We start from the raw sequence: 21,577 nt of genomic DNA, 5'->3' as shown, positions 1-21,577 counted from the left end.
ATGACGGGGCATTCGTGGCCCGTAATCGGCGGCTGGCGGCGGGTCCGGGAGACGCATCTCGTCGTCCTCGCGGTGTACCTGATCGCCCTGCTCGCGTGGCTCTGGATGATCCGTCGGTGGCTCCCGATGCCAGGTTCGGGAGGGATGGCGATGGACATGACCGCGCCGGGCGTCCCCGAAGCGATGGCGACCGGCGCCGGCCCCGCCGGCTGGGCGCTCTACCTCCTGATGTGGGGGGTGATGATGGTCGCGATGATGTATCCGTCCTCCGTCCCGCTGGTGCGGATGTACCACCAGACGCTGACCGGTCGGTCGCGCGGCGAGCGCTTGCTCCGCGTCGGCGCCTTCCTCGGTGGCTACACGCTCCTCTGGACGGCAGTCGGCATCGTCCCGCTGACCGTGAACGTCGTCGTCCCCGTCGCGGCGGTGGCGGAGTCGACGCCCCTGTTCGGGGGGACGCTCGTCCTGCTCGCGGCCTATCAGCTCTCGCCGTACAAGGATCGCTGTCTCGACCACTGCCGGACGCCACTGGGCTTTCTCATGACTCACAGCCGCCCCGGGGTTCGTGGGGCGGCGCGGATGGGTCTGGACCACGGCAAATTCTGTCTCGGCTGTTGCTGGGCGCTCTTTGCCTTCATGGTGGTCGTCGGGACGATGAATCTGGTCTGGATGGCCCTCATCACCCTCGTCCTCTCCGTCGAGCGGACGGTGGCGTGGGGCGACCGCCTCGCGCGAGGCGTCGGCGTCGTCGCCGGCGTCGTGGGTGCCGGGATTCTGGTCGCGGCGATGCTGGGTGGCGTGTAGCCCGTCACGGGTAGTCACGGCCGCGCCGCTTTTGTTTATCGCCGCCTCACGTCAAGCGTGACGCGGACAGCTTCACCTCTCTCGATTCTCCACGTCGACGACGACGCTGCGCTCGGTGACCTCGTGAAGACGTATCTCGAACGCGACGACTCCGTCGACTGTACCGTGACGACGACCACCTCGACTGACGACGCGCTCGCTCGCCTCCGGGCTGACGAGACCGACTTCGACTGCGTCGTCAGCGATTACCGGATGCCCGGCACCGACGGCATCGCGTTTCTGCACGCCGTCCGGGAGACTCACCCGAGCCTCCCCTTCCTCCTTTTCTCGGGCGAGGAGACTGGCGACGTGGCGGCCGAAATCGTCCACGCCGGCGTGACGGACTACCTCCGGAAGGGCTACGGCACCGACCAGTACACCATGCTCGTCCGCCGGATCGAACACGCCGTCGACGCGGACGGCCAGTTCGATCCGCACGCGGAGACGGCAGTCGACGCGATTGGTATCGTCGGGTCGGACGAGCGATTCGACCGCGTCGACACCGGCTACGCCGCTCTCTACGACTACGATCCCGACGAAGTGGAAGGGAAACACTGGACCGACCTCCACCCCGAGGACGAGGTGGAACACATTCGGACCCACGTGTTACCGGTCGTCCAGCAGGGTGGCAAGTGGACGGGACAGAGTACCGGCCTCCGCGCCGACGGGAGTACGTTCACCGAGTCGAAGATGGTCACGGCGCTCGACGACGACCGCCTCCTCATCTCCGTCTCCGAGGTGTCGACCGCCGATCCCGACGAGTGAGAGGATCGTCGTACGTCGTCACCGGTGTGCCGCCACCCGTCCGGTTGCACACCGGGACACGGTTACAGCCGATCTGCCGACGGTAGCGATCCGCGCCGCACGTTTATACCACTCGACGCGAACCCGGAGACGACTGTCGTGATTCGCGTTCTGCTCCTGCATCCGTCGTCGACGCTGGCGGCTCGACTCGCTGCCGCGCTGGAAGATGCCGACGCCGATATCGACGTGTCAGTCGAGACGGTGACGACCGCTGCCGACACCGTGAACGCGCTCACGGACGCGACGTTCGACGCCGTCGTCGCCGTCGATCCCCCGCCCCACGTCGACGGCACTGCTCGACGCCGTGCCCGGCATCGGGTGTCTCGTCACGCCGGACGGCGCCCGCTTCGAGTTTGCCGGCGTCGACCGCCCCGTCCCTGCTCGATAGAACAGGAACTTTTATGTAGAATACATCCGTCGTCGAAATCGATGCATTCGCACGTCGTACCTGTACGCGACTGACCCTTCTCCATCGACAGGTATCGACGTTCGACCGACCGTCCGACGCAGATTTCGAATGAGCACATCCACACCCACCACTGACCGCACCGCCCGACAGACACCGACGCTGACCGACGGCAAGTGGCGCGCCGAGACGACGCCCGAGCCGACAACCGCCGATCCCACCGGGAACGCGACGTTCCAGTTCCTGCCCGACTGTGACCTGCGGCTCTACAACCTGATCGACGAGGAAAACCGCGCGATGCTTTAATCGAGGAAGTCCGGTTCGATCCGCTTCTCGTCGCGTTCGGCCCGCAGGTGATCGGCGAACGCCTCGCGCTCCACGTCCTTCCGTTCTCGCTCTTTCCGATCCCGCACCGAGACGGTGCCGCTCGCCTCCTCGTCGTCACCGACGATGAGCATGTAGGGCACGCGGTCGCTGTGGGCCTGCTGAATCTTGCGGCCGACGGTCCACGACCGGTCCTCGATTTCGACCCGGAAGTCGTCGAGTTCGTTCGCGAGGCGGTGGGCGTAGCCGAGGTTGTCGTCGCTGACGGGGAGGATGCGCACCTGTTCGGGCGACAGCCAGAGCGGGAACTTCCCGTCGAAATGCTCGATGAGCACCATCAGGAAGCGCTCGTAACTGCCGTAGAGCGCGCGGTGGAGCATGACCGGGCGGTGGTCCTCGTTGTCTTCGCCGGTGTAGGTGAGGTCGAACCGCTCGGGCATGTTGAAGTCGAGTTGCACCGTCGGTCCGTCCCACTTCCGACCGAGGGCGTCCTCGAACGCGAAGTCGATTTTGGGGCCGTAGAAGGCGCCGTCGCCCTCCTCCACCTCGTACGCGATGTCCTGGGAATCGAGCACGTCCCGAAGCTGTGACTCGGCACGCTCCCAGATTTCGTCGCTCCCGACCGACTTCTCCGGGCGGGTCGCCAGCGCGACTTCCGCGTCGAGGCCGAACGTCTCGAACACCCGGAAGATGTTGTCCATGACGAGGTTCACCTCGTCTTCGATCTGATCGGGGCGGACGAACACGTGGCCGTCGTCGATGGTGAACGCCCACACCCGCGAGAGCCCCGACAGTTCGCCGCGCTGTTCCTTCCGGTACACCTTGCCGTCCTCGAAGTAGCGGACGGGGAGGTCGCGGTAGGACCACGACTTCTGGTCGAAGATGGTCGCGTGGCCCGGGCAGTTCATCGGCTTCAGGCCGTACTCCTCGTCGTTCACGTCGAGGAGGAACATGTCGTCGACGTAGTTGTCGTAGTGGCCCGACTTCTTCCAGAGTTCCGTCCGGAACAGGTGGGGTGTCTCGACGGGGTCGTAGCCGGCGTCAAGGTTCATATCGCGCGCGAAGTCCGAGAGTTCGTCGAGGACGCGCTTGCCGTTGGGGTGGTAGAGCGGCAGACCCGGTCCCGTCGTCTCGTCGATGGAGAATAAGTCGAGTTCTTGTCCGAGTTTCCGGTGGTCGCGCTCCTGGGCCTCGCGTCGGCGTTCGAGGTAGTCTTCCATCTCCGCCTCGCTCTCGAAGGCCGTGCCGTAGACGCGCGTGAGCGTGTCGTTCTCCTCGTCGCCCCGCCAGTAGGCGGAGGAGATGTTGAGGAGTTTGAACGCGCCGATCTCGCCCGTCGATTCGACGTGGGGGCCCTGACAGAGGTCCTCGAACTCACCTTGCTGGTAGATGATCACGGGGTCTTCGCCCGCCGCCTCCATCTCCAGAATGTCCTGCTTGTACGGGTTGTCTTCGTACTGGTCCAGTACGTCCTCGCGTGCGCGTTCGACCCGTTCGATGTCGAGGTCGTCCGCGATGATCTCCTCGGCCTCCGCTTCGATTTCCTCTAGGTCCTCGCTGTCGAGGTCGACGTTCGTCACGTCGTAGTAGAAGCCGTCGTCGGTCGGCGGACCGATGGCGAGTTTGGCCCCGGGATGCAGGCGCTGGAGCGCCTGGGCGAAGACGTGTGCCGCGGAGTGGCGCAACACACGCAGATACTCGTCGCTGTCCTCCGTGACGATGACGAGGTCGGCGCCGTCGTGGAGGGGCGTGGCCTTGTCGACGAGGTCGCCGTCGACGACCCCCGCGACCGTGTCGCGCCCGAGACCCGGTCCGATCTCGAAGGCGACGTCCTCGACCGTCGACCCCTCCGCGACGGAGAGTTCCGACCCGTCGGGAAGCGTCACTACGATTTCGCTCATATCGGTGGAAGTCGGACGAACGGAATAATACTGTCGAACACCGGGCCGCGCAAGTTATTTTTCGCTGCCACGCTCCCTGTGAACGTGTCCCTCGACCGCCCCCTCGGCGTCCGTCACGTCGTCGCCGTCGCCCTCGGCTTACCGCTAGGTGCGGGCGTGTTCGCCTTGCCCCACGGCGTCGAGAACCTCGGCGGCCCCGCTACGCCAGTCGCGTACGTCGTGGGAACGCTTGCCGTCTGTTCGGTTGCGGTCGCCTACGCCGTCTACCTGTCTAGCCCGCTCGCCGAGTGCGACGGCCTCGTCTACGCCGCCGTCTCCCGGACGTGGGGCTCCCGCCGCCTCGGCTTCCTCGCCGCGTGGCCGGCCGTCGGCGCGTACGTCGCCGTCCTCGCCGCGCTCGTCGCCGCCCTCGGCCGGTCGCTCGCCGGTGTCGTCCCCCTTTCACCCACCGTGTCCACATTCGTCGTTCTCGCAGTCCTCGTCGCCATCCACGCGCTCGGTCCCGACGTGGCCGGGCGGGCCCAACTCTACGTCGTCGGTCCCCTCGTCGCCCTCCTCGTCGTGATGGCGCTCGCCGCACTCCTGGCCGTCGCTCCCGACAATTTCTCACCGCTGTTCCCGACGCCGACGCTCCGAGAGCAACCGCTCGCCGCCCTCGGTGCTGCCACGGCCGCCACGCTCTTCGGCTTCGTCGGCTTCGATGCCGGCGCGGCCGTCTCGACGGTCACCCGCGACCCCCGGCGGACGGTCCCGCGAGCGCTCCTCCTGGCCGTCGTGCTCGCCGGCGCCGTCGCCGTCGCGGCCGCCTTCGTCACGCTCGGCGTCATCCCGTGGCCACGACTGGTGTTCGCGGCGGCGCCCTTCGCCGACGCGGCCGCCAGCGGCCTCGGCGTCGAGACGACGCTGTTGCTGGGGCCCGGGATGCTCCTCGCCACCCTCGGCGCCGCGCTGGCGACCGTGTGGCTCCCGACGCGGGCGATCCGAGGGTTCGCGGAGGTGATACCGGGCGCGGACCGCGACACGCGCCCCGGTCTCCCGGACCCCGCGCTGGCGCTGACCGGCCTGCTCGCGGGTGCCGTCGTCGCTCTCGATGCCGTGGGGCAGGCGCTCTACCTCTCACTCGCCGGTATCTTCGTCGGCTACGGCACGGTCGCGGCGTCCGTGGCTGTCCTCCCCGTCCTCCGACCGACGCTCTACCGTCGGTGTCGGCTTCGCCTCCCTGCTCCCGCCCTCGCCACCGTCGCTCTCGTCGGCGTCGCTACCGCGGCCGTCGTCCTCTGGCAGGTGTTCGCGCTCGACCCCGCCACCTCGCTCGGGTTCACGCGCTGGGACCCCGCCCTCGCCGTCGTCGACGAGGCCGTCCTCGTGCGCGACCCGCTGTCGACCGTCCTGCCCGCGCTCCTCCTGTGGGAACTCGTCGGCGTCGCCGTCCTCGCCGTTGCCGCCGACTACCGGGCGGATCGGGGGGTCGAGCGCCCGCCGTTGTCCGCGGCGTACGAGGGGAGGGAGTAAAGCGAAACCGGGAAATCCCGGCGGTCCTCCCTCCCGCTATGGAACGCGGCGCCATCCCGCTCGCCGACCTCGACGGCGCCTTCGACCTGCAGGCGACCGTCGAGAGCGGGCAGAGCTACCTCTGGGACCGAGCGGACGGTGGGATGTACGAGCGGATGGACGCCCACGGCGGCGACGCGTGGTACGAGACGGTCGTCCCACCGCTCGACGCCGTCGGCAACGACCGGGCCGTCGTCCGGGTGCGCCAGACCGACGGCCGGTTGGCGTGGGAGTCGACGACCGACGCCGTCCCCATCCTGACCCATCTCCTCCGCCTCGACGACGACCTCGACGCCATCCTCGCGGCGACGCCGGACGACCCGCTCCTGCAACGCGCGTACGAGACGTATCGGGGGATGCGGCTGGTTCGGGACCCACCCTTCCCCTGTCTGATCTCCTTCATCTGCTCCGCGCAGATGCGGGTGTCGCGCATCCACGGGATGCAACGTGCGCTCGCCAGCGAGTACGGCGACACCCTGACCGTCGACGGCCGGACCTACCACGCCTTCCCGACGCCGGCGCAACTCGCCGCACGCACGGAAGAAGACCTCCGCGACCTGAAACTCGGGTATCGGGCGCCGTACGTGACGCGGACGGCCGAGATGGTCGCGGAGGGGGCGGCCGACCCGGCCGCGGCCCGCGAGTACGACTACGAGGGCGCGCGCGACTACCTCACGCAGTTCGTCGGCGTCGGTGACAAGGTGGCCGACTGCGTGTTGCTGTTCTCGCTCGGCTACCTCGAAGCGGTGCCGCTGGATACGTGGATTCGGTCCGCCATCGCGGACCACTTTCCCGACTGCGACCGGGGGTCGTACGCCGACACCTCGCGAGCGATCCGCGAGCGACTCGGCGGCACGTACGCGGGCTACGCCCAGACCTATCTGTTCTACTACCTGCGCGCGGGCGGGGAGTGACTACTTGCCTTCGATTTCGTCGAACAGCGCCTTCACTCGCGTCTCGATTTCGTCGCGAATCTCGCGGACACGCTCCGGATCCTGTCCATCGGGGTCGTCGAGCGCCCAGTCGCGCACGTCGACGTCCACGTCCCCCAGATCGAGCGTCGAACAGCCCATCGTGGTGACGTAGTCGCAGGTGCGGAGTTCCTCGGTGGTGATCTCGCGGGGTGTCCGATCCGAGAGGTCGATGTCGCGTTCGGCCATCGTCTCGATCACTTCGTCGTGGACCGCCTCGGCGGGGTGGGTGCCGCCGGTCAGAATCTCCACGTCCAGTCCGCGGCGCTCCCGTTCGCGCTCCGCGAAGGCGGCGGACATCTGGGAACGGCCGGCGTTCTGGACGCAGACGAAGGCGATGCGGGTCGGGTGGGTGGTGTCGGTCATGGTCAGTCGTCAGTGGGGTCGGTCGTCGCGTCGATGCTCTCGGTGTCGCGGCCGCGCCAGTCCAGCCGTCGCTGGAAGTAGAGCGCGACGTTCACCAGTGCGAGGAGGACGGGCACCTCGATGAGCGGGCCGACGACGGTGGCGAAGGCGACGCCGGAGCCGACGCCGAACACCGCGACGGCGACGGCGATGGCGAGTTCGAAGTTGTTCGAGGCGGCGGTGAAGCCGATGGCGGTGGTGGTCGAGTAGTCGGCGCCAATACCGCGCCCCATCCCGAAGCTCACGAAGAACATCACGACGAAGTAGATGGTGAGGGGCACGGCGATGAGGAGCACGTCGCCCGGCGCGGCGACGATGTTGCCACCCTGCGTGGCGAACATCACGATCACGGTAAAGAGGAGGGCGACGAGGGTGAGCGGATCGATACGGGGGACGAACTCGTCGTCGTACCACTCCTCGCCTTTCGTTCGCGTGCCGACGTAACGGGTGAGGATGCCGCCGGCGAAGGGGATGCCGAGGAAGACGACGATGGCTTCGAACACCTGCATCGGCGTCACGTCGAAGGCCGTGATGCCGGCGACGAGCGTCTCCATGCCCAAGAGGGGCGGAAGCACGAGGCCGAAAAACCAGACGTAGACGCCGTAGGTGACGATTTGAAAGAGACTGTTGAACGCGACGAGGCCGGTGACGTACTCAGTCGATCCCTCGGCCAACTCGTTCCAGACGAGCACCATGGCGATACAGCGGGCCATGCCGATGAACACGAGACCGAGAAAGTACTCGGGACGGGCGGGCAGTCCGGGGACGAGGCCGCTGAAGAAGACGACGGCGAGCGCAAACATGAGCGTCGGGCCGATGAGCCAGTTCTGGATCAGGCTCAAGCCGAGCACGCGCCAGTTGCTGAAGACCGCCCGAAGCTGGGAGTAGTCTGCCTTGGCGAGCGGTGGGTACATCATCACGACGAGGCCGATTTCGACGAGATGCAGGTCACGGATCGGGCCGGTCACCGACGGGGCGACGTAGCCGAGGCCGACGCCGACGGCCATCGCGCCGAAGATCCAGACGGTGAGGTACTTATCGAGGAAGTCCATCGACCGCGGGTCGCCACAGCTCTCGCAGTCGCAGTTGGGGCCGTGCTGGTGGGCGTTACTCATCGACACTGCCCTCCAGCACGGTCACGAGCGTCACGGCGCGGTTGGTCGCGCGGTACTTCTTCCAGCGCCCGTCTTTCCGCCCCTCGACGAGGCCGGCGTCGACGAGTTTCGAGAGCGCGTGGCTGAGACCGCTCTCGCTCACGTCGACGACGGCATTGAGTTCACAGACACAGAGTTCCTCGCCGGCCGCCACGAGGACGCGGGCGAGCGTGTACCGCGTCTCGTTGGCGAGCGCCGAGAGTACGTCGAGTTCGGCGCGCACCTGCGCCGTGCCGAGCGCCGCTTCGAGCGTGCCGAGTTCGTCGAGCCGTTCCTCCACGTCCTCGCTCCGGCACTCCCCGAGTTCGTCGTCGAGATATCGTCGGAGTCGTTCCGTTCCCTTTGCCATCGGCATTTGGTTTAGAATTTACTCAATTAGATGTTTCGGTTCGAAATCGGGAAAATGGCCGAAATTAGCTCAATATCGGCATACAGAGCGATTGTATTCCTGTCGACGAGGAATTTAGATTGAATGGCTATTCAACTAACTGGCTCGCAGGCGACTCGCGCCGACGGGGCCGTCGGGACGCTCGGTCGCCCGAGGGGGCGAAGGTTCATGACGGTGGAAATACAATTACTGTGTGGTATGGACTGTCGAGTCGTCGTCGAGGCAGCGGTTCCGGTGTACGACGTAGAGACTCCCGACGAGGCGATCCGTATCGCCATCGCCAAGACCGGCGAGATGTTGAATCCGGACCTCAACTACGTCGAAATCGAGATGGGGTCGCGGACGTCCCCGTCGGGTGAGGAACTCCCGCCCGCGTTCATCGCCGCCGACGAGGCTCTCGTGGCGCTCGAACTCGAGATGAAAGTGTTCAACGTAGAACAGGAAGAACACGCCTCGCGCATCGCGCGCAAGGAGATCGGACAGCGACTCGAGAACGTTCCGCTCACGGTCTTGCGTGTCGATCCGATCGAGGACGAGGACGAGAGCGAGACGAGTACGGAGCCAGCTGACGAGGACGAGGAGGAAGACGAGGACGATCTCATCCCGGAGTTCGAGGAACTGGTCGACGAGTGATACGGCCGGCTGTCCCTGTTTCGGGGGATTCGCTACCCCGGGGTGGTGATAGACATCGCTGTCGACGTACAGCCGGCAGTACGAATGGCAGGCGCTCTTTGGGTCGGGCGTTCGGCAGGAGACCGCGCCGTCGGATCAGTCCGCGTGAGGAGCGACGCGCTCCTCGGACGTCTCCAGCGAAGAAGTGATTCCGTTTGCCAGTTTAAAAACAGCCGCCTTGTGGTCCGTCTTCGATTTGTGGATGGATGTGGGTCGTACCCCCATCTCCTCGTAGGCCGTAAGGTCAATTTCGTCGTCGTGCCATGCTGCACACTGTTTCTCTACCTCCGCGAGGAGGCCGTGCAGGTGAATGAGCTCCTGCTTTTTCATAACAACCTTCCATAGCGAGTGGAAGGTTATATTACTATCTTGAGTGGAGTTAACATGCGGCTATAGTCACTGTCTCACACTCTCACAACCAGTGAGAGACGGCCAGCATCCCCGGAGTACGACGGTAGGCAGAGCCTACTGTGCCTGTCAGCGATCACCGCTCGAGCCCCTCTTTCGGATTCACCCGCTGGCGTGAATATCACCGATCTTGTTGTTCTCTGCTATTGTATTCAAATTGCATATGACATTGACATTTTTGACAGCCGTACTCGGGTTTGGAGAGTGGCGCGTACGGGAATTCGACCGATCACGTCTGTTCGTATGAGTTCGACGCTGGCTGTCGAGACGGAGGAAACGGAGGAGGGGGCGGCGTCGCCCCCGGAAGAGTTGGATCAAATCTTCGTCATCCTCCAGAACCACCGACGCCGGCTGGTCCTCGAGTACCTTCGGGACCGCGATTCGACGACGCAGGGAGACCTGGCGAGACACGTCGCCGCGGTGGAAAACGACGTGCCGGAGGACACCGTCACCTCCACGCAGCGCAAGCGGGTGTACGTCTCGCTGTATCAGGCCCATCTCCCGAAACTCGATCAGTTCGACGCCATCGCGTTCGATCAGGATCGGGGGACTATCGAGCGAACGCCGAAAACCGACGAGTTGTTGGCGTATCTCGACCGATTCGAGGGGCGAGCGGACTCGACGCGTGAGAAGCGACCGCTCGACGTCCTCCTCCTCCTCTCGGCGCTCGGTGTCGTCTTCGCCGGCGAACTCGGCGTCTTTCCCGACGGACTCTCCCTCGGGCTGGCCCTGGTTCTGTCGCTAGGTGGGATTGGCGCCGTCGTCTACGACCGGTAGCACGTCACTCGTCGTCGCGCACGGCGACTGTCTCGTCCGTCTCGCCCCGTTCTGAAACGTTTTAGTCGCCGGGGGTGCCACATCGACTCATGGATTACGAAGACAGTCTCGACCGGGCACTGACCGAGACGCCGGAGGTAGGCGACGCAGCCGATCGATTTCAAGTTCCCGACCCCGAGGTTCGTCCCGAGGGCAACGTCACCATCTACGAGAACTTTCAGGCGACCATCGACCGCCTGAACCGGGCGCAGGACCACCTGCTCAAGTTCCTGCAGTCGGAGCTCGGCACCAGCGCCAGCATCGACGACCGGGGGCGGGCCCGGTTCACCGGCGACTTCAAGCAGTCGCGCGTGGCCGACGCCATCGACGAGTACGTCGAGTCCTTCGTGACGTGTTCGGAGTGTGGCTCGCCGGACACACGGCTGGTGGACGAGCGCAGCGCGACCGTGTTGAAATGCGACGCTTGCGGGGCGTTGTCGGCCGTACCGGACCTTTGACTACTCGAACTGTTTTACCAGCTCCAAGTCGCGCTCGGTCCGCATGAACTCCGCGAGTCGGCGCGTCGCGTGGCACGTGGGACAACTGAAATTCTTTTTCGGGGCAGGAAGCTCCGTCGGCGCGTCTTCCCAATCTTTCCCACACTCGGGGCACAGCAATCTGACGAACGCTTCGACCATGCCCCGCAATGTGTCACCGAGTGTCATTAAACGTTCGGCGAAGATACTTGCCCCGAGACGTTTTGGTCGGCCGTCGCCTTCGTGGGGGCGTGCGCGACGACACACCGGAATCGGGTGACTACGACGCCCCACTCCGCCGCGTCCTGCTGACCTACGGCCGGTCGCACCTCCCCGCGTTCCTCCTCGGTGGCGTCGCCAGCGCCTGCTCCATCGCGCTCGAACTCCTCCCGTCGTACCTCCTCGGACTGGCTATCGACGTGTTCTTCACGGACGCCCGGCCCTTCGCGCTCCCGCTAGTCCCCGACGCGTGGCTCCCGACCGCCGTCCGCGCGCAGTTCGGCCTGCTCGTCGGTGTCGCGTTCGCCTGCTATCTCGGCGCTGCGGGCCTCGCGTGGATCAACAGTTGGGCGTGGAACCACTTCGCCCAGCACCTCCAGCACGCGGTGCGGACGGCCGCCTATCGGACGATGCAGGACCTCGAACTCGCCTTCTTCGAGGGGACGCAGACGGGCGAACTGATGAGCGTCCTCAACAACGACGTGAACCAGCTGGAGGAGTTTCTCACGACGAGCCTCCACAACGCGATGCGCATCGTGACCCGCGTCGTCGTCATCGGCGCCATCATGCTCTGGCTGAACTGGCAGCTCGCGCTGGTGTCGCTCGCTGTCGTCCCAATCCTCGTCGCCGTGTCCGTCGTGTTCGTGCGGCGTATTCAGCCGAAATACGGCGCCGTGCGCGAGCAGGTGGGCTCGCTCAACGCGCGCCTGGAGAACAACCTCGGCGGCATCGAGACGGTGAAAGCCTACACGAACGAGGCCTTCGAGAACGACCGCGTCGCTTCGGCGTCGGGATCGTATCTCGACCGGCAGTGGGACGCCATCCGCGTTCGTATCGCCTTCTTCCCCGTCGTGCGGGCCATCACCGCGACGGGCTACACGGTCACCTTCCTGCTCGGGGGCTGGTGGGTGCTGTTCGGGCCGCCCTTCGTCTTCACCGAACCCCTCTCGGCGGGCGTGCTGGTCACCTTCCTGCTCTACAGCCGTCGGTTCCGCTACCCGATGCGACGGGTCGGGGAAGTACTCGACGATTACCAGTACGCCAGCGCCGCCGCCGCTCGCATCGTCGACGTGGAGGAGCGCCGGCCACGACTCCCCGAAGTCGACGACGCCGTCGACCTCGTCGACCCCGAGGGGCGCGTGACCTACGAGCACGTCTCCTTCGCCTACCCCGGAAGCGACGGACGCGTCCTCGAAGACGTGAGCTTCGCCGTCGCCCCCGGCGACTTCGTCGGCGTCGTCGGCCCGACCGGGGCGGGAAAGACGACGCTCCTGAAACTCCTCCTCCGGTTCTACGAGGTGGACGCGGGCGCCGTCCGTATCGACGGCCACGACGTCCGTGATCTGACCCGCACCAGCCTCCGGGACGCCATCGGCTACGTGAGTCAGGAGCCGTACCTGTTCCACGGCACCGTCGCCGAGAACATCCGGTACGGCCGCGAGGACGCGGACCGAGCGGCGGTCGTCGAGGCCGCGAAGCGCGCCGGCGCCCACGAGTTCGTGACCGACCTGCCCGACGGCTACGACACCGTCGTCGGGGAGCGCGGCGTGAAGCTCTCCGGCGGCCAGCGGCAGCGCCTCGCCATCGCGCGGGCGCTGGTGACCGACCCCGAACTCTTCGTCCTCGACGAGGCCACGAGCCACGTCGACAACGAGACGGAGACGGTGATCCGGCGGCAACTCGCGGAACTGACCGCCGACCGCACCACCTTCGCCATCGCCCACCGGCTGTCGACGGTGCGGGACGCCGACACCATCCTCGTGTTCGACGACGGGCAGTTGGTCGAGCACGGGACGCACGAGGAGCTACTCGCGCAGGACGGCCTCTACGCCGACCTCTGGGCGGTGCAGGTGGGATCGGTCGAGGACCTCCCCGCTCGGTTCGCGTCGCCGGAGGCAATGGATTGACAGTTCCGATTTCAAAACCCTTAACGCCGTCTCGCGGATAGACGCTGGTAGCGGGATGGGATAGCCAGGAGATTCCGCCGGGCTCATAACCCGGAGATCGGTAGTTCAAATCTACCTCCCGCTATTTTTCGGCCGACACCGCGACCGACGAGCGAAGCGAGGAGGGAGCCGGTCGGCCGAAAAATGCCCAGTAGATTTGAACCAGGCGAGTCGCAGCCCGCGCAGCGAAGCGAGCAGGAACGTCTCGGCGTGGTTCAAATCTACCTCCCGCTCACCCAGACTCCTGCTCCGTCCGCCCCAGATACGCGTAACAGTTCGGACACTGGATCGGCCGGGCGCCGTGCCGGTCGGGTTCGCCGACGAAGCGGGTGTGAGAGTACCCCCGCCCACACTCCTCGCAGGTCACGATGACGACCACAGTCGGAGCAGTCGCCCCGGCCCCTTGGAGGTGTCTATCCGTCTCCTTCCTCCTCGTCCCCGCTACTCGGTCGGACGAGGTTCGCCAGCGTCACCAGCAGGCCGAGCGCCCACCCCACCGGGACGGCGAGACTGCCCCACATCGCGACGTACGCGAAGCCGACGAGTTCGAACCGCTGGCGGAGGAGGGTGTTCAGGTTCCCGTAGGTGAGGACGCTGTCGAGGAGCCAGATGGCCAGCGTCTCACTCCGCGGGAAGACGACGCTCGCGAGCGTCGGCGAGTAGAGCGCGGCGACGACGGGTGGCAGGAAGACGGCGACGACGGCGAACGGGTAGGCGACGAAGACGGTCGTCACGCGGCCGCCGATTCGCCGGAAGAGGAGTGCGAGAATCGTCGAGAGGACGGCGACGGTGCCCGCGGCGGCGACGGCGAGAAAGCCCTCTGTCGAGAAGCGGAGTCGAGCGAGTGCGGTCAGCGCCCCCCAGACGAGGGCGGCGAGGAGGACGGTCCCGACGGCACCGAGTCGGGTCGCCGTGCGGTCGAATCGCCGCACGTGAAACCGGATCAGGAGCCCGAGGACGGCGAGCGGGTAGCCGACGAACAGTCCCAGTGCCCCGAGCACCGCCCACACCCGATACGTCACGCGCTCCCGCGTCGTGGTCGGCGTCCACCGCGACACGACGGGATGGGAGTCGCGCAACTGGGGGAACGCCAGCGCCATCCAGAGCCCGTGGAGTCGTTGGAGATCGTACTGCACGTCGGCGACGAGGCTCAGTACGGTACCCATCGGGCACCGATTCGGATGGACGGAGTGTTAACGGTTCGGAGTTCGGACGGGAAAACGGGGTCGCGGAAAAGCGGTGCGTTCGCCGCGCGGCATGTCGCGGTCGGGGGGATCTTTCGATGGACTACCTCATCACCTCTCCACACTATGCTATGTCATTGCATAACATGAATGTTGTGGCCAACTGATTGGTTCGCCTCCGTCACGCCGTATGAATCACCGATACATTGATCAAATCCTGTTCCATACAAACCGACACGATGATGCTCCCGACCCACGCCATCGCGGGGATGGTCCTCGCCCTCCCGGTGGCGTACGTCAGCCCGGAGTTCGGCGCCGTCGCACTCGTCGCGGGGCTCGTCGGCGGCGTGTTACCTGACCTCGACCTCTATGCCGGGCACCGGAAGACGCTCCACTATCCGGTGTACTACTCCGCGCTGGCGGCGGTGGCGCTCGCGCTCGCCGTCGCGGTCCCCACCCTCCTGACGGTCGCTACTGCGTTCGTCCTCCTCGGGGCGGCCGTCCACAGCGTCGCCGACGCGTTCGGGGGTGGGCTCGAACTCCGCCCGTGGGAGGCGACCTCCGACCGCGCCGTCTACGACCACTACAACCGCCGCTGGATCGCGCCGCGTCGGTGGGTCCGCTACGACGGTTCGCCCGGAGATTTCTTCCTCTCCGTCGCGCTCGCGGTCCCCCTCCTCGTCTCGCTCGGCGCCCCCCTCCGCTGGCTCGTGGTCGGTGCGCTGGCCGTCGCAGCCGTCTATACCACCGTCCGGCGCGTCCTGCCCGCTCTCGCCGTCGTGCTCGTCGACCGCGTGCTCACGCCGCTCGCCCCCGAGGGAGTCCTGGCGTACGTCCCGGCGCGCTATCGCGCCTGACACCGACGCGGCTCACGCCACCACCCGCGTCCCGGCCTCGCCGGCCAGCGCGTCGCCCAGTTGGTCGGGCGTCGTGATAATCGCGCGTTCGCCGCCTGCCGCCACGAACCGGAGGCAGGCCTCGACTTTCGGCTGCATGCTCCCCTCGCCGAACTCTTCCGCGTCGAGGTGTTTCCGCAGGTCGGCGGCCGTGACCCGTCCCAGCGGCCGCTGATCCGCCTCGCCGTAGTTCACGTACGCGTGCGCCACGTCGGTCAGGAGGACTAATGTGTCGGCGCCGAGCGCCGTCGCGAGCAACTGCGAGGTTCGGTCCTTGTCCACGACCGCTTCGACGCCGCGGAGGCCCCCATCGCGGACGACCGGCACGCCGCCTCCCCCGGCACAGACCACGGTGTTCCCGCGGGCGACGAGTTCCGCAATTTCGTCGGCCTCGACCACCTCGACGGGATCCGGTGAGGGGACGACCCGCCGGTAGGGGCGCTCGCCGTCCGACACGGCGCGCGTCTCGAACGGCTTCTCGGCCGCCTCCGTCTCCGTGTAGAAGGGACCGACGGGTTTCGTCGGCCGGGCGAACGCGGGGTCGTCGCCGTCGACGACCACCTGCGTCACGAGCGTCATGACCTCGGTCTCGGTCGGTCGTTCGTTGTCGAGTGCCTGCTGGAGCATGTAGCCGATCTGTGCCTGCGTCTCGGCCACCAGCACGTCGAGGGGCAACTGTGGCGTCTCCGCGGCGGCCTCCTGTTGGACGAGCAGATTGCCGACCTGCGGGCCGTTGCCGTGCGTGAGGACGAGGTCGGTTCCGGGGTCGAGGGTGTCCGTGAGGTGTCGGGCCGTGCGCTCGACCGCCGAGCGCTGTTCGTCGGCGGTCCACGGGCCGTGTTGGCCGAGGAGCGTGTTTCCACCGAGCGCCACCACGAGCGGATCGGTCCCGTCGCTCCGCGTGTCGTTCATACTCCATCGACGCGCCGCGGGCAGTTATAGAGGCGGTCCCTCATACACGGGGCCGGGGAACTATCTTGTCGTCTGCCGCGTACTGTTGACATATGAACACGACGCGCGTCGTCATCATGGGCGCGGCGGGGCGTGACTTCCACGACTTCAACACCGTCTTCCGCGACGACGACTCCTGCGAAGTGGTCGCGTTCACGCGCACCGAGTCGCAGAACCTCGGCGAACTCGACGAACCGCCGGAGCGACGATATCCCGCCGAACTGGCCGGCGAGGGCTACCCGGACGGGATTCCGATCCGGCCCGAATTCGACCTCGAAACCATCGTCGACGAGGCGGACGTGGACACGGTCGTCTTCTCGTACTCCGACGTATCGCACGAACACGTGATGCACCAGGCATCGCGCGCGCTCGCTGCGGGTGCGGACTTCCGCCTCGTCGGTCCGGACCGGATGATGCTCGACGCCGACGTGCCGGTCGTCGCCGTCGACGCCGTCCGAACGGGCTGTGGCAAGTCACAGACGGCCCGGAAGTTCGCGGATTTACTGGCCTACCGCGGTGCCGACGTCGTCGTCGTCCGGGAACCGATGCCTTACGGCGACCTCGTCGCCCAGAAGGTCCAGCGATTCGCCAGCCTCGACGATCTGGACGATCAGCAGGTGACCATCGAGGAACGCGAGGAGTACGAGGGCCACATCGAACGGGGCCACGTCGTCTACGCGGGCGTCGACTACGCGGCCATCCTCGACCGCGCCGAAGCCGAGGCCGACGTGATCGTCTGGGACGGCGGCAACAACGAACTCCCGTTCTACACGCCCGACGTGCACGTCGTGGTGGCCGATCCGCACCGCGCTGGCGACGAACTCCGCTATCACCCCGGGGAAACCAACCTCCGGATCGCGGATTACGTCCTCATCAACAAGGAGAACACGGCCGATGCGGCCGGGATTCGGGAGGTCGAGGAGAACGCCCGCGCGGTGAATCCCGACGCGACGATCATCCACGCGGACTCGACGATCACGGCCGACGGGTCCGCCATCGCCGGCAAGCGCGTCCTCGTCGTCGAGGACGGTCCGACGCTCACACACGGCAACGCCCCGCACGGCGCCGGCCTCCTCGCCGCCCGGAAGTACGGCGCCGCCGATATCGTCGACCCCGAACCCGTGGCCGTCGGGTCGCTCCAACGCGTGTTCGAGGCCTACGACCACCTCGACACCGTCCTCCCGGCGATGGGGTACAGCGACCGGCAGATTCGGGACCTCGAGGCGACGATCCGGAATGCCGATCCCGAGGTGGTGGTCTCCGGGACGCCACACGATCTCGCCCGCCTGATCGACGTGGACGTGCCCGTCGTCCGCGTCCGGTACGAACTGGCCGAGAAGAACTTCACGCTCGACGACGTGCTCGACCGCCACGCCGACCAGCTGGGGCTCACCCCGTCAGCGTGACCGGTCGCTCGGCGGAGAGCAAGACGTCCTGGATCGTGCTTCCGAGCAGCACCTTCTGGACGCCGGAGCGTTTCCGCCCGCCCATCACGATGCCGTCGACGGCGCGGTCCTCGGCCGCTCGGAGGATGCGCCGGGCGATTTCCCCGCCCTCGGCGACGCGTTCGACCTCGACCCCGGCCGCTTCGAGTTCCTCGGCGGCGGCGACGGCACTATCCACCTCCGCGAACTCGTGGGGTGGAGCGCCCGCGTAATCCTGGTGGCGGAAGACGTAGAACACGGTCGCCTCGACGTTCGACGGATCGCCGGGCAGATCAGTGACGTACGCCGCCTGTCGGCGCGCCCGCGTCTCGCTCTCGTCGACCGGAACGAGTACCCGGCGCACCCCGTCACCGAGACTCACCCGTTCGCCCGTGACGGTGACCGGCCGCTCCGTCGAGAGCAACACGTCCTGGACGGTACTTCCGAGCAACACGCTGGTCACGCCAGATCGTTTCCGTCCGCCCATGACCACTTCGTCGGCATCCACGTCCTCGATGGCGTCGACGATGGCCCGCGAGACGCTCCCGCCATCGACGCGGCGGTCGACCTCGACACCGGTGCGTTCGAGTATCTCGGCGGCGGTGGCGGCGGCGTCCACCTCCGCAAACGACACCTCGTCGGCCGAGGCGAACGTCTCCGGCGGCGCGACGTAGAGCACCGTCGCCGCCACGGTCGACTCGGCGTTGGGCAAGCGAGCGACGTACTGCGCCTGATGCTGCGCGCGGTTCGTGTTCGTGTCGACGGGGACGAGTACCTGGTACATGCCACCTCGAAAATTATTGTTCCATTGTCATATAATCGCGGGGCGGTTCCGTTGCCGCGGGAACGTGGCGTATACGCGCTCAGACGACGACAACGATGCCTTTCATCCCCAGCGACCGGTGTGGCGTACAGTAGTACGGATACGTTCCGGTCGTGGCGAACGTGTGGCTAAACGTCGCGTCGGCGCTCGCGGTGAGGTCGCTCTCGAAACTGCCGTCGCGCGCGACCACGTCGTGCGCGCCGCCTTCGCCGGTCCACGTCCACTCGACGGTCGTCCCTCGCGACACGCGGACGGCCGGGGGTTCGAAGGCGTAGTAGCCGCCGTTGCCCGCCGCGCCGACTCGCACCGTCACCGTCGACCGGTTGGTTCGGTCGACGACCCCGTCGAAGTTGTCGACATCGGCTAACCACTGATCGGCCGAGTCGCCGTCCCGCGCCTGTGTTCCTCGGCGGGTCGTCGACCCGTGTGGCCCCATCGGACTGCCGTGTTGGCCGCCGTGGCGTCCCGTCCCCTGTTGGTCGTGGGGCCCACTCCCGGGGCTGTGGGGCGTTCCGCGGGCCCCCGACCCGCCGTCTCCGCCGCCACCGGGTCGTGGTTGCCGGCGAGGAGTGAGGCAACCGGCCAGTCCCACCAGTCCGGCCCCGACGGCGAGGCGCAGGACCGTCCGGCGGGTGCGTTCGTCGGTCATCGTTCCATTATGGCGGTCGACGACTATTCGACTTTCGGGGTTGGCAGTGTGGAACCTTTCGGACGGCCCCTCGATCGGTTCCGTCAACGGAACTATATACTTTGGTGTGGATGCCCGAATATGACTTCCCGTCAGCCACGGGATATATACGCCGAGACCCTGGCCGTCTTCGACCGGGGCGAGGAGTTCGAACCGCTCACGACGCCGGAGGTGGCGGACGCACTGGACGCCAACCGACGGACTGTGTACAAACGGCTCCGCAAACTCGCCGACCGTGGTGTGATCGAGACGAAGGAGACGGGGTCGAACTCACGGGTCTGGTGGCGGCCTCCGACCGGGACGGCTTTGCCATCGTCCCACGACACTGACGAGTCTGCGGAGCGCCGGCGGGACCTGGAGCAGCGGTCACGGGTGATGGAGTCGGTCATCGACGGCATCGCGATCACCGACGCCGACGGCGAGTATCTCTACGTCAACGACACACACGCGGACCTGTACGGCTACGACGACGCCGACGCTCTCCTCGGCGAACACTGGCACGTCTGTTACGGCGAGGACGAACTCGCCCGGTTCGAAGAGGAGATCATCCCGACGCTCTACGAGGAGGGGGCGTGGCGCGGCGAGGCACTCGGGCGCCGACAGGACGGGACGACCTTTCCCCAGGACCTCTCACTGACCGTCGCCGACGACGGCGGGATCATCTGTGTCGTCCGCGACATCACCGAGCACAAGGAACAGGAACGCGAACTTCGCGACGCCCGCCGATTCAACGAGGAACTGGTCGAGAACGCGCCGTTCGGGATGTTTCGGCTGGACGAGGATCTGCAGATCACGTACGAGAACCCGCGCGCCGAGGAGATCATCGGCCTGCCCGACGACCAGGAGTCGTCGGATGCCATCGGGGTGGACATCAGCAAACTGCCGCCGATCGTGGAGACGGGGCAAGCGGAGATGTTCCACCGGTTGCAGGACGGGGAGACCATCGAATTCGAGTTCCCGTTTAAATCGATCTACGGCAAGGAGGCGTACTTCACGGGGCGGGCAGTGCCCCTGTATCGTGACGACGAGTTCGACGGCGCGATTCTGATGGCGACCGACATCTCGGAGCGCCGGCAGTACGAACGCGAGCTGGAGCGCCAGCGCGAACAACTCGCCGCGCTCGACGAACTCAACGACGTCGTTCGTGGGATCACCGAGGCGGTCATCGACCAGTCGACCCGGGAAGAGATCGAACGGGTCGTCTGTGACCAGTTGGCGGTGTCCGACTCATATCGGTTCGCCTGGCTGGGCGCGGCCGACTCGGGACTCCAGCTAGAGCCGCGAGTGGAGGCTGGCGTCGAGGGGTACCTCGACGAACTCTCGCTCTCGGCCGATCTCGACGGACCGACCAGTCACGGACCGACTGCGGACGCCATCCGCACCCAGGAGATACAGATCGCGCAGAACGTACGCGAGGACCCGGACTTCGAGTCGTTACGCGACGACGCGCGCGCGTTCGGCTACCGGTCGTCGGCCGTGATTCCGATCGTTCATCAGGGGATGCTCTACGGCGTCCTCGGTGTCTGCTCGGAGCGCGCCGACGCGTTCGCCGAAAAAGAGCGGGCAGTCGTCGGGCAGTTGGGTGACGTGGTCGGTCACGCCATCGCCGCGGTCGACCGTAAACGGGCACTCATGAGCGACGAGATGATCGAACTCGAGATCCGAATCCCGAACCTGCTGGCGTCGCGTGAATCGACGGACGGGACCGTCACCATCGACCGGGTGACGCCGATGGGCGACGACGAATACCTGCTGTACGGGACCGCAATCGACGGCGCCATGCCGATGATCCACACGCTCGGTGAGCAACGCCCGGACTGGAAGGACGTGCGCACGTTCGACGACACGGGCGACGAGGTACGGTTCGAACAGCGACTCTCGGACCCGCCGATGACTTCCATCGTCGCGGACTACGGGGGGAATTTCAAGACGGGCCGGATCGAGGATGGCGTGTACAGCGCGACCATCCAGTTCCCGCCGGGGACGAACGTGCGCCGGGTCATCGACCGGATTCAGGAGACGTATCTGGACGTTCAGATCGTCAGCCAACGCCAGGTTGCCCGGGACGAGCCATCGTCACAGCACATCCTGAACGCCCTCGCGGAGAATCTGACCGAGCGCCAGCGGACGGCGCTCGAAGCGGGCTACTTCGGCGGCTTCTTCGAGTGGCCGCGGCATCGCTCCGGCGAGGAGGTCGCCGAATCGCTCGGCGTCGGCGCATCGACGTTCCACCAGCACGTTCGCAAGGCCGAGCGGAAACTTCTCGACGTCGTCTTCGCCGAATTCTGAACGACTCACAAATTTTGGGTAGCTAAACTATATCTTTC

General features: G+C 66.5%; 24 protein-coding genes and 1 tRNA gene. 13 read left to right on the top strand and 12 right to left on the bottom strand.

Features of this window, described 5'->3' with window-relative positions:
* Window positions 1-804, top strand: coding sequence for a DUF2182 domain-containing protein (locus DU502_RS14855; RefSeq protein WP_121921532.1), 804 nt, complete (start codon window positions 1-3; stop codon window positions 802-804).
* A 57-nt stretch (window positions 805-861) separates the two neighbouring features.
* Entirely contained in the window at window positions 862-1,608 is a 747-nt protein-coding gene (locus tag DU502_RS14850; RefSeq protein ID WP_121921531.1) for a response regulator, read from the top strand.
* Window positions 1,609-1,836: 228 nt separating this feature from the next.
* Here DU502_RS14850 and DU502_RS18925 read toward each other — a convergent pair whose 3' ends face one another.
* Complete coding sequence (locus tag DU502_RS18925; protein WP_277872150.1) at window positions 1,837-1,962, bottom strand: hypothetical protein; 126 nt, start codon at window positions 1,960-1,962, stop codon at window positions 1,837-1,839.
* Window positions 1,963-2,164: 202 nt separating this feature from the next.
* Here DU502_RS18925 and DU502_RS14845 point away from each other — a divergent pair, with 202 nt between their 5' ends.
* Window positions 2,165-2,359 (top strand): hypothetical protein, encoded by a 195-nt coding sequence (locus DU502_RS14845; RefSeq protein ID WP_121921530.1) that lies wholly within the window; start codon window positions 2,165-2,167, stop codon window positions 2,357-2,359.
* Here DU502_RS14845 and thrS read toward each other — a convergent pair.
* Window positions 2,356-4,278, bottom strand: coding sequence for a threonine--tRNA ligase (gene thrS, locus DU502_RS14840; protein WP_121921529.1), 1,923 nt, complete (start codon window positions 4,276-4,278; stop codon window positions 2,356-2,358). The genes DU502_RS14845 and thrS overlap by 4 nt on opposite strands.
* An 84-nt stretch (window positions 4,279-4,362) precedes the next feature.
* Here thrS and DU502_RS14835 point away from each other — a divergent pair, with 84 nt between their 5' ends.
* Together DU502_RS14835 and DU502_RS14830 are read left to right on the top strand one after the other, a co-directional pair.
* Window positions 4,363-5,790 (top strand): APC family permease, encoded by a 1,428-nt coding sequence (locus DU502_RS14835; protein ID WP_158601191.1) that lies wholly within the window; start codon window positions 4,363-4,365, stop codon window positions 5,788-5,790.
* Window positions 5,791-5,828: 38 nt separating this feature from the next.
* Window positions 5,829-6,743, top strand: coding sequence for a DNA-3-methyladenine glycosylase family protein (locus DU502_RS14830; protein WP_121921528.1), 915 nt, complete (start codon window positions 5,829-5,831; stop codon window positions 6,741-6,743).
* Here the strand turns inward: DU502_RS14830 and DU502_RS14825 are convergent, their stop codons facing one another.
* From DU502_RS14825 to DU502_RS14815, 3 genes are read right to left on the bottom strand one after another with little or no spacing between them, the layout of a single operon-like run.
* Entirely contained in the window at window positions 6,744-7,166 is a 423-nt protein-coding gene (locus DU502_RS14825; RefSeq protein ID WP_121921527.1) for an arsenate-mycothiol transferase ArsC, read from the bottom strand.
* Window positions 7,167-7,168: 2 nt separating this feature from the next.
* Window positions 7,169-8,320, bottom strand: coding sequence for an ACR3 family arsenite efflux transporter (gene arsB, locus DU502_RS14820; protein ID WP_121921526.1), 1,152 nt, complete (start codon window positions 8,318-8,320; stop codon window positions 7,169-7,171).
* Entirely contained in the window at window positions 8,313-8,708 is a 396-nt protein-coding gene (locus DU502_RS14815) for an ArsR/SmtB family transcription factor (protein ID WP_121921525.1), read from the bottom strand. Before DU502_RS14815 ends, arsB begins: the two co-directional genes overlap by 8 nt.
* Before the next feature lie 237 nt (window positions 8,709-8,945).
* On the opposite strand from DU502_RS14815, the gene DU502_RS14810 reads away from it, so the two are divergent.
* On the top strand, window positions 8,946-9,380 hold the full coding sequence (locus DU502_RS14810; RefSeq protein ID WP_121921524.1) for a DUF555 domain-containing protein: 435 nt from the start codon (window positions 8,946-8,948) through the stop codon (window positions 9,378-9,380).
* A gap of 135 nt (window positions 9,381-9,515) precedes the next feature.
* On the opposite strand, the gene DU502_RS14805 is transcribed toward DU502_RS14810, so the two are convergent.
* Entirely contained in the window at window positions 9,516-9,749 is a 234-nt protein-coding gene (locus DU502_RS14805; RefSeq protein ID WP_121921523.1) for a UPF0058 family protein, read from the bottom strand.
* Window positions 9,750-10,070: 321 nt separating this feature from the next.
* On the opposite strand from DU502_RS14805, the gene DU502_RS14800 reads away from it, so the two are divergent.
* Together DU502_RS14800 and DU502_RS14795 are read left to right on the top strand one after the other, a co-directional pair.
* Window positions 10,071-10,604 (top strand): DUF7344 domain-containing protein, encoded by a 534-nt coding sequence (locus DU502_RS14800; RefSeq protein ID WP_121921522.1) that lies wholly within the window; start codon window positions 10,071-10,073, stop codon window positions 10,602-10,604.
* 89 nt (window positions 10,605-10,693) lie between these two features.
* On the top strand, window positions 10,694-11,101 hold the full coding sequence (locus DU502_RS14795) for a translation initiation factor IF-2 subunit beta (protein ID WP_121921521.1): 408 nt from the start codon (window positions 10,694-10,696) through the stop codon (window positions 11,099-11,101).
* Here the strand turns inward: DU502_RS14795 and DU502_RS14790 are convergent, their stop codons facing one another.
* Window positions 11,102-11,281, bottom strand: coding sequence for a DUF7836 family putative zinc-binding protein (locus tag DU502_RS14790; RefSeq protein WP_121921520.1), 180 nt, complete (start codon window positions 11,279-11,281; stop codon window positions 11,102-11,104).
* An 89-nt stretch (window positions 11,282-11,370) separates the two neighbouring features.
* Between DU502_RS14790 and DU502_RS14785 the strand changes: the two genes are divergently transcribed.
* Together DU502_RS14785 and DU502_RS14780 are read left to right on the top strand one after the other, a co-directional pair.
* Window positions 11,371-13,245: an ABC transporter ATP-binding protein gene (locus tag DU502_RS14785; protein WP_241966838.1), complete on the top strand. Its 1,875-nt coding sequence runs from the start codon at window positions 11,371-11,373 to the stop codon at window positions 13,243-13,245.
* Between the two features lie 49 nt (window positions 13,246-13,294).
* Window positions 13,295-13,369 (top strand) — tRNA-Met (locus DU502_RS14780).
* Window positions 13,370-13,516: 147 nt separating this feature from the next.
* On the opposite strand, the gene DU502_RS18400 is transcribed toward DU502_RS14780, so the two are convergent.
* Together DU502_RS18400 and DU502_RS14775 are read right to left on the bottom strand one after the other, a co-directional pair.
* Window positions 13,517-13,663: a hypothetical protein gene (locus DU502_RS18400; RefSeq protein ID WP_158601190.1), complete on the bottom strand. Its 147-nt coding sequence runs from the start codon at window positions 13,661-13,663 to the stop codon at window positions 13,517-13,519.
* Between the two features lie 34 nt (window positions 13,664-13,697).
* Window positions 13,698-14,450: a hypothetical protein gene (locus DU502_RS14775; protein WP_121921518.1), complete on the bottom strand. Its 753-nt coding sequence runs from the start codon at window positions 14,448-14,450 to the stop codon at window positions 13,698-13,700.
* Between the two features lie 257 nt (window positions 14,451-14,707).
* Here DU502_RS14775 and DU502_RS14770 point away from each other — a divergent pair, with 257 nt between their 5' ends.
* A complete protein-coding gene (locus DU502_RS14770; protein ID WP_166033690.1) occupies window positions 14,708-15,325 on the top strand; it encodes a metal-dependent hydrolase in 618 nt (205 codons plus the stop codon).
* Between the two features lie 12 nt (window positions 15,326-15,337).
* Here DU502_RS14770 and arcC read toward each other — a convergent pair whose 3' ends face one another.
* Window positions 15,338-16,276, bottom strand: a complete 939-nt coding sequence (gene arcC, locus DU502_RS14765; protein WP_121921517.1) for a carbamate kinase — start codon at window positions 16,274-16,276, stop codon at window positions 15,338-15,340.
* Between the two features lie 92 nt (window positions 16,277-16,368).
* On the opposite strand from arcC, the gene DU502_RS14760 reads away from it, so the two are divergent.
* Window positions 16,369-17,721 (top strand): cyclic 2,3-diphosphoglycerate synthase, encoded by a 1,353-nt coding sequence (locus tag DU502_RS14760; protein ID WP_121921516.1) that lies wholly within the window; start codon window positions 16,369-16,371, stop codon window positions 17,719-17,721.
* Here DU502_RS14760 and DU502_RS14755 read toward each other — a convergent pair.
* Window positions 17,705-18,523 (bottom strand): universal stress protein, encoded by an 819-nt coding sequence (locus tag DU502_RS14755; protein WP_121921515.1) that lies wholly within the window; start codon window positions 18,521-18,523, stop codon window positions 17,705-17,707. The genes DU502_RS14760 and DU502_RS14755 overlap by 17 nt on opposite strands.
* A 79-nt stretch (window positions 18,524-18,602) precedes the next feature.
* The gene (locus DU502_RS14750; RefSeq protein WP_121921514.1) at window positions 18,603-19,211 is read right to left on the bottom strand and encodes a halocyanin domain-containing protein; all 609 of its coding nucleotides are present in this window, start codon (window positions 19,209-19,211) and stop codon (window positions 18,603-18,605) included.
* A 120-nt stretch (window positions 19,212-19,331) separates the two neighbouring features.
* Here DU502_RS14750 and DU502_RS14745 point away from each other — a divergent pair, with 120 nt between their 5' ends.
* Window positions 19,332-21,539, top strand: coding sequence for a bacterio-opsin activator domain-containing protein (locus DU502_RS14745; RefSeq protein ID WP_121921513.1), 2,208 nt, complete (start codon window positions 19,332-19,334; stop codon window positions 21,537-21,539).
* The last annotated feature ends 38 nt before the right edge of the window (window positions 21,540-21,577 follow it).

Origin of the sequence: Haloplanus aerogenes, assembly GCF_003856835.1 — an archaeon.
Taxonomy (GTDB): domain Archaea; phylum Halobacteriota; class Halobacteria; order Halobacteriales; family Haloferacaceae; genus Haloplanus; species Haloplanus aerogenes.
This window is presented reverse-complemented; position numbering and strand designations above follow the sequence as displayed.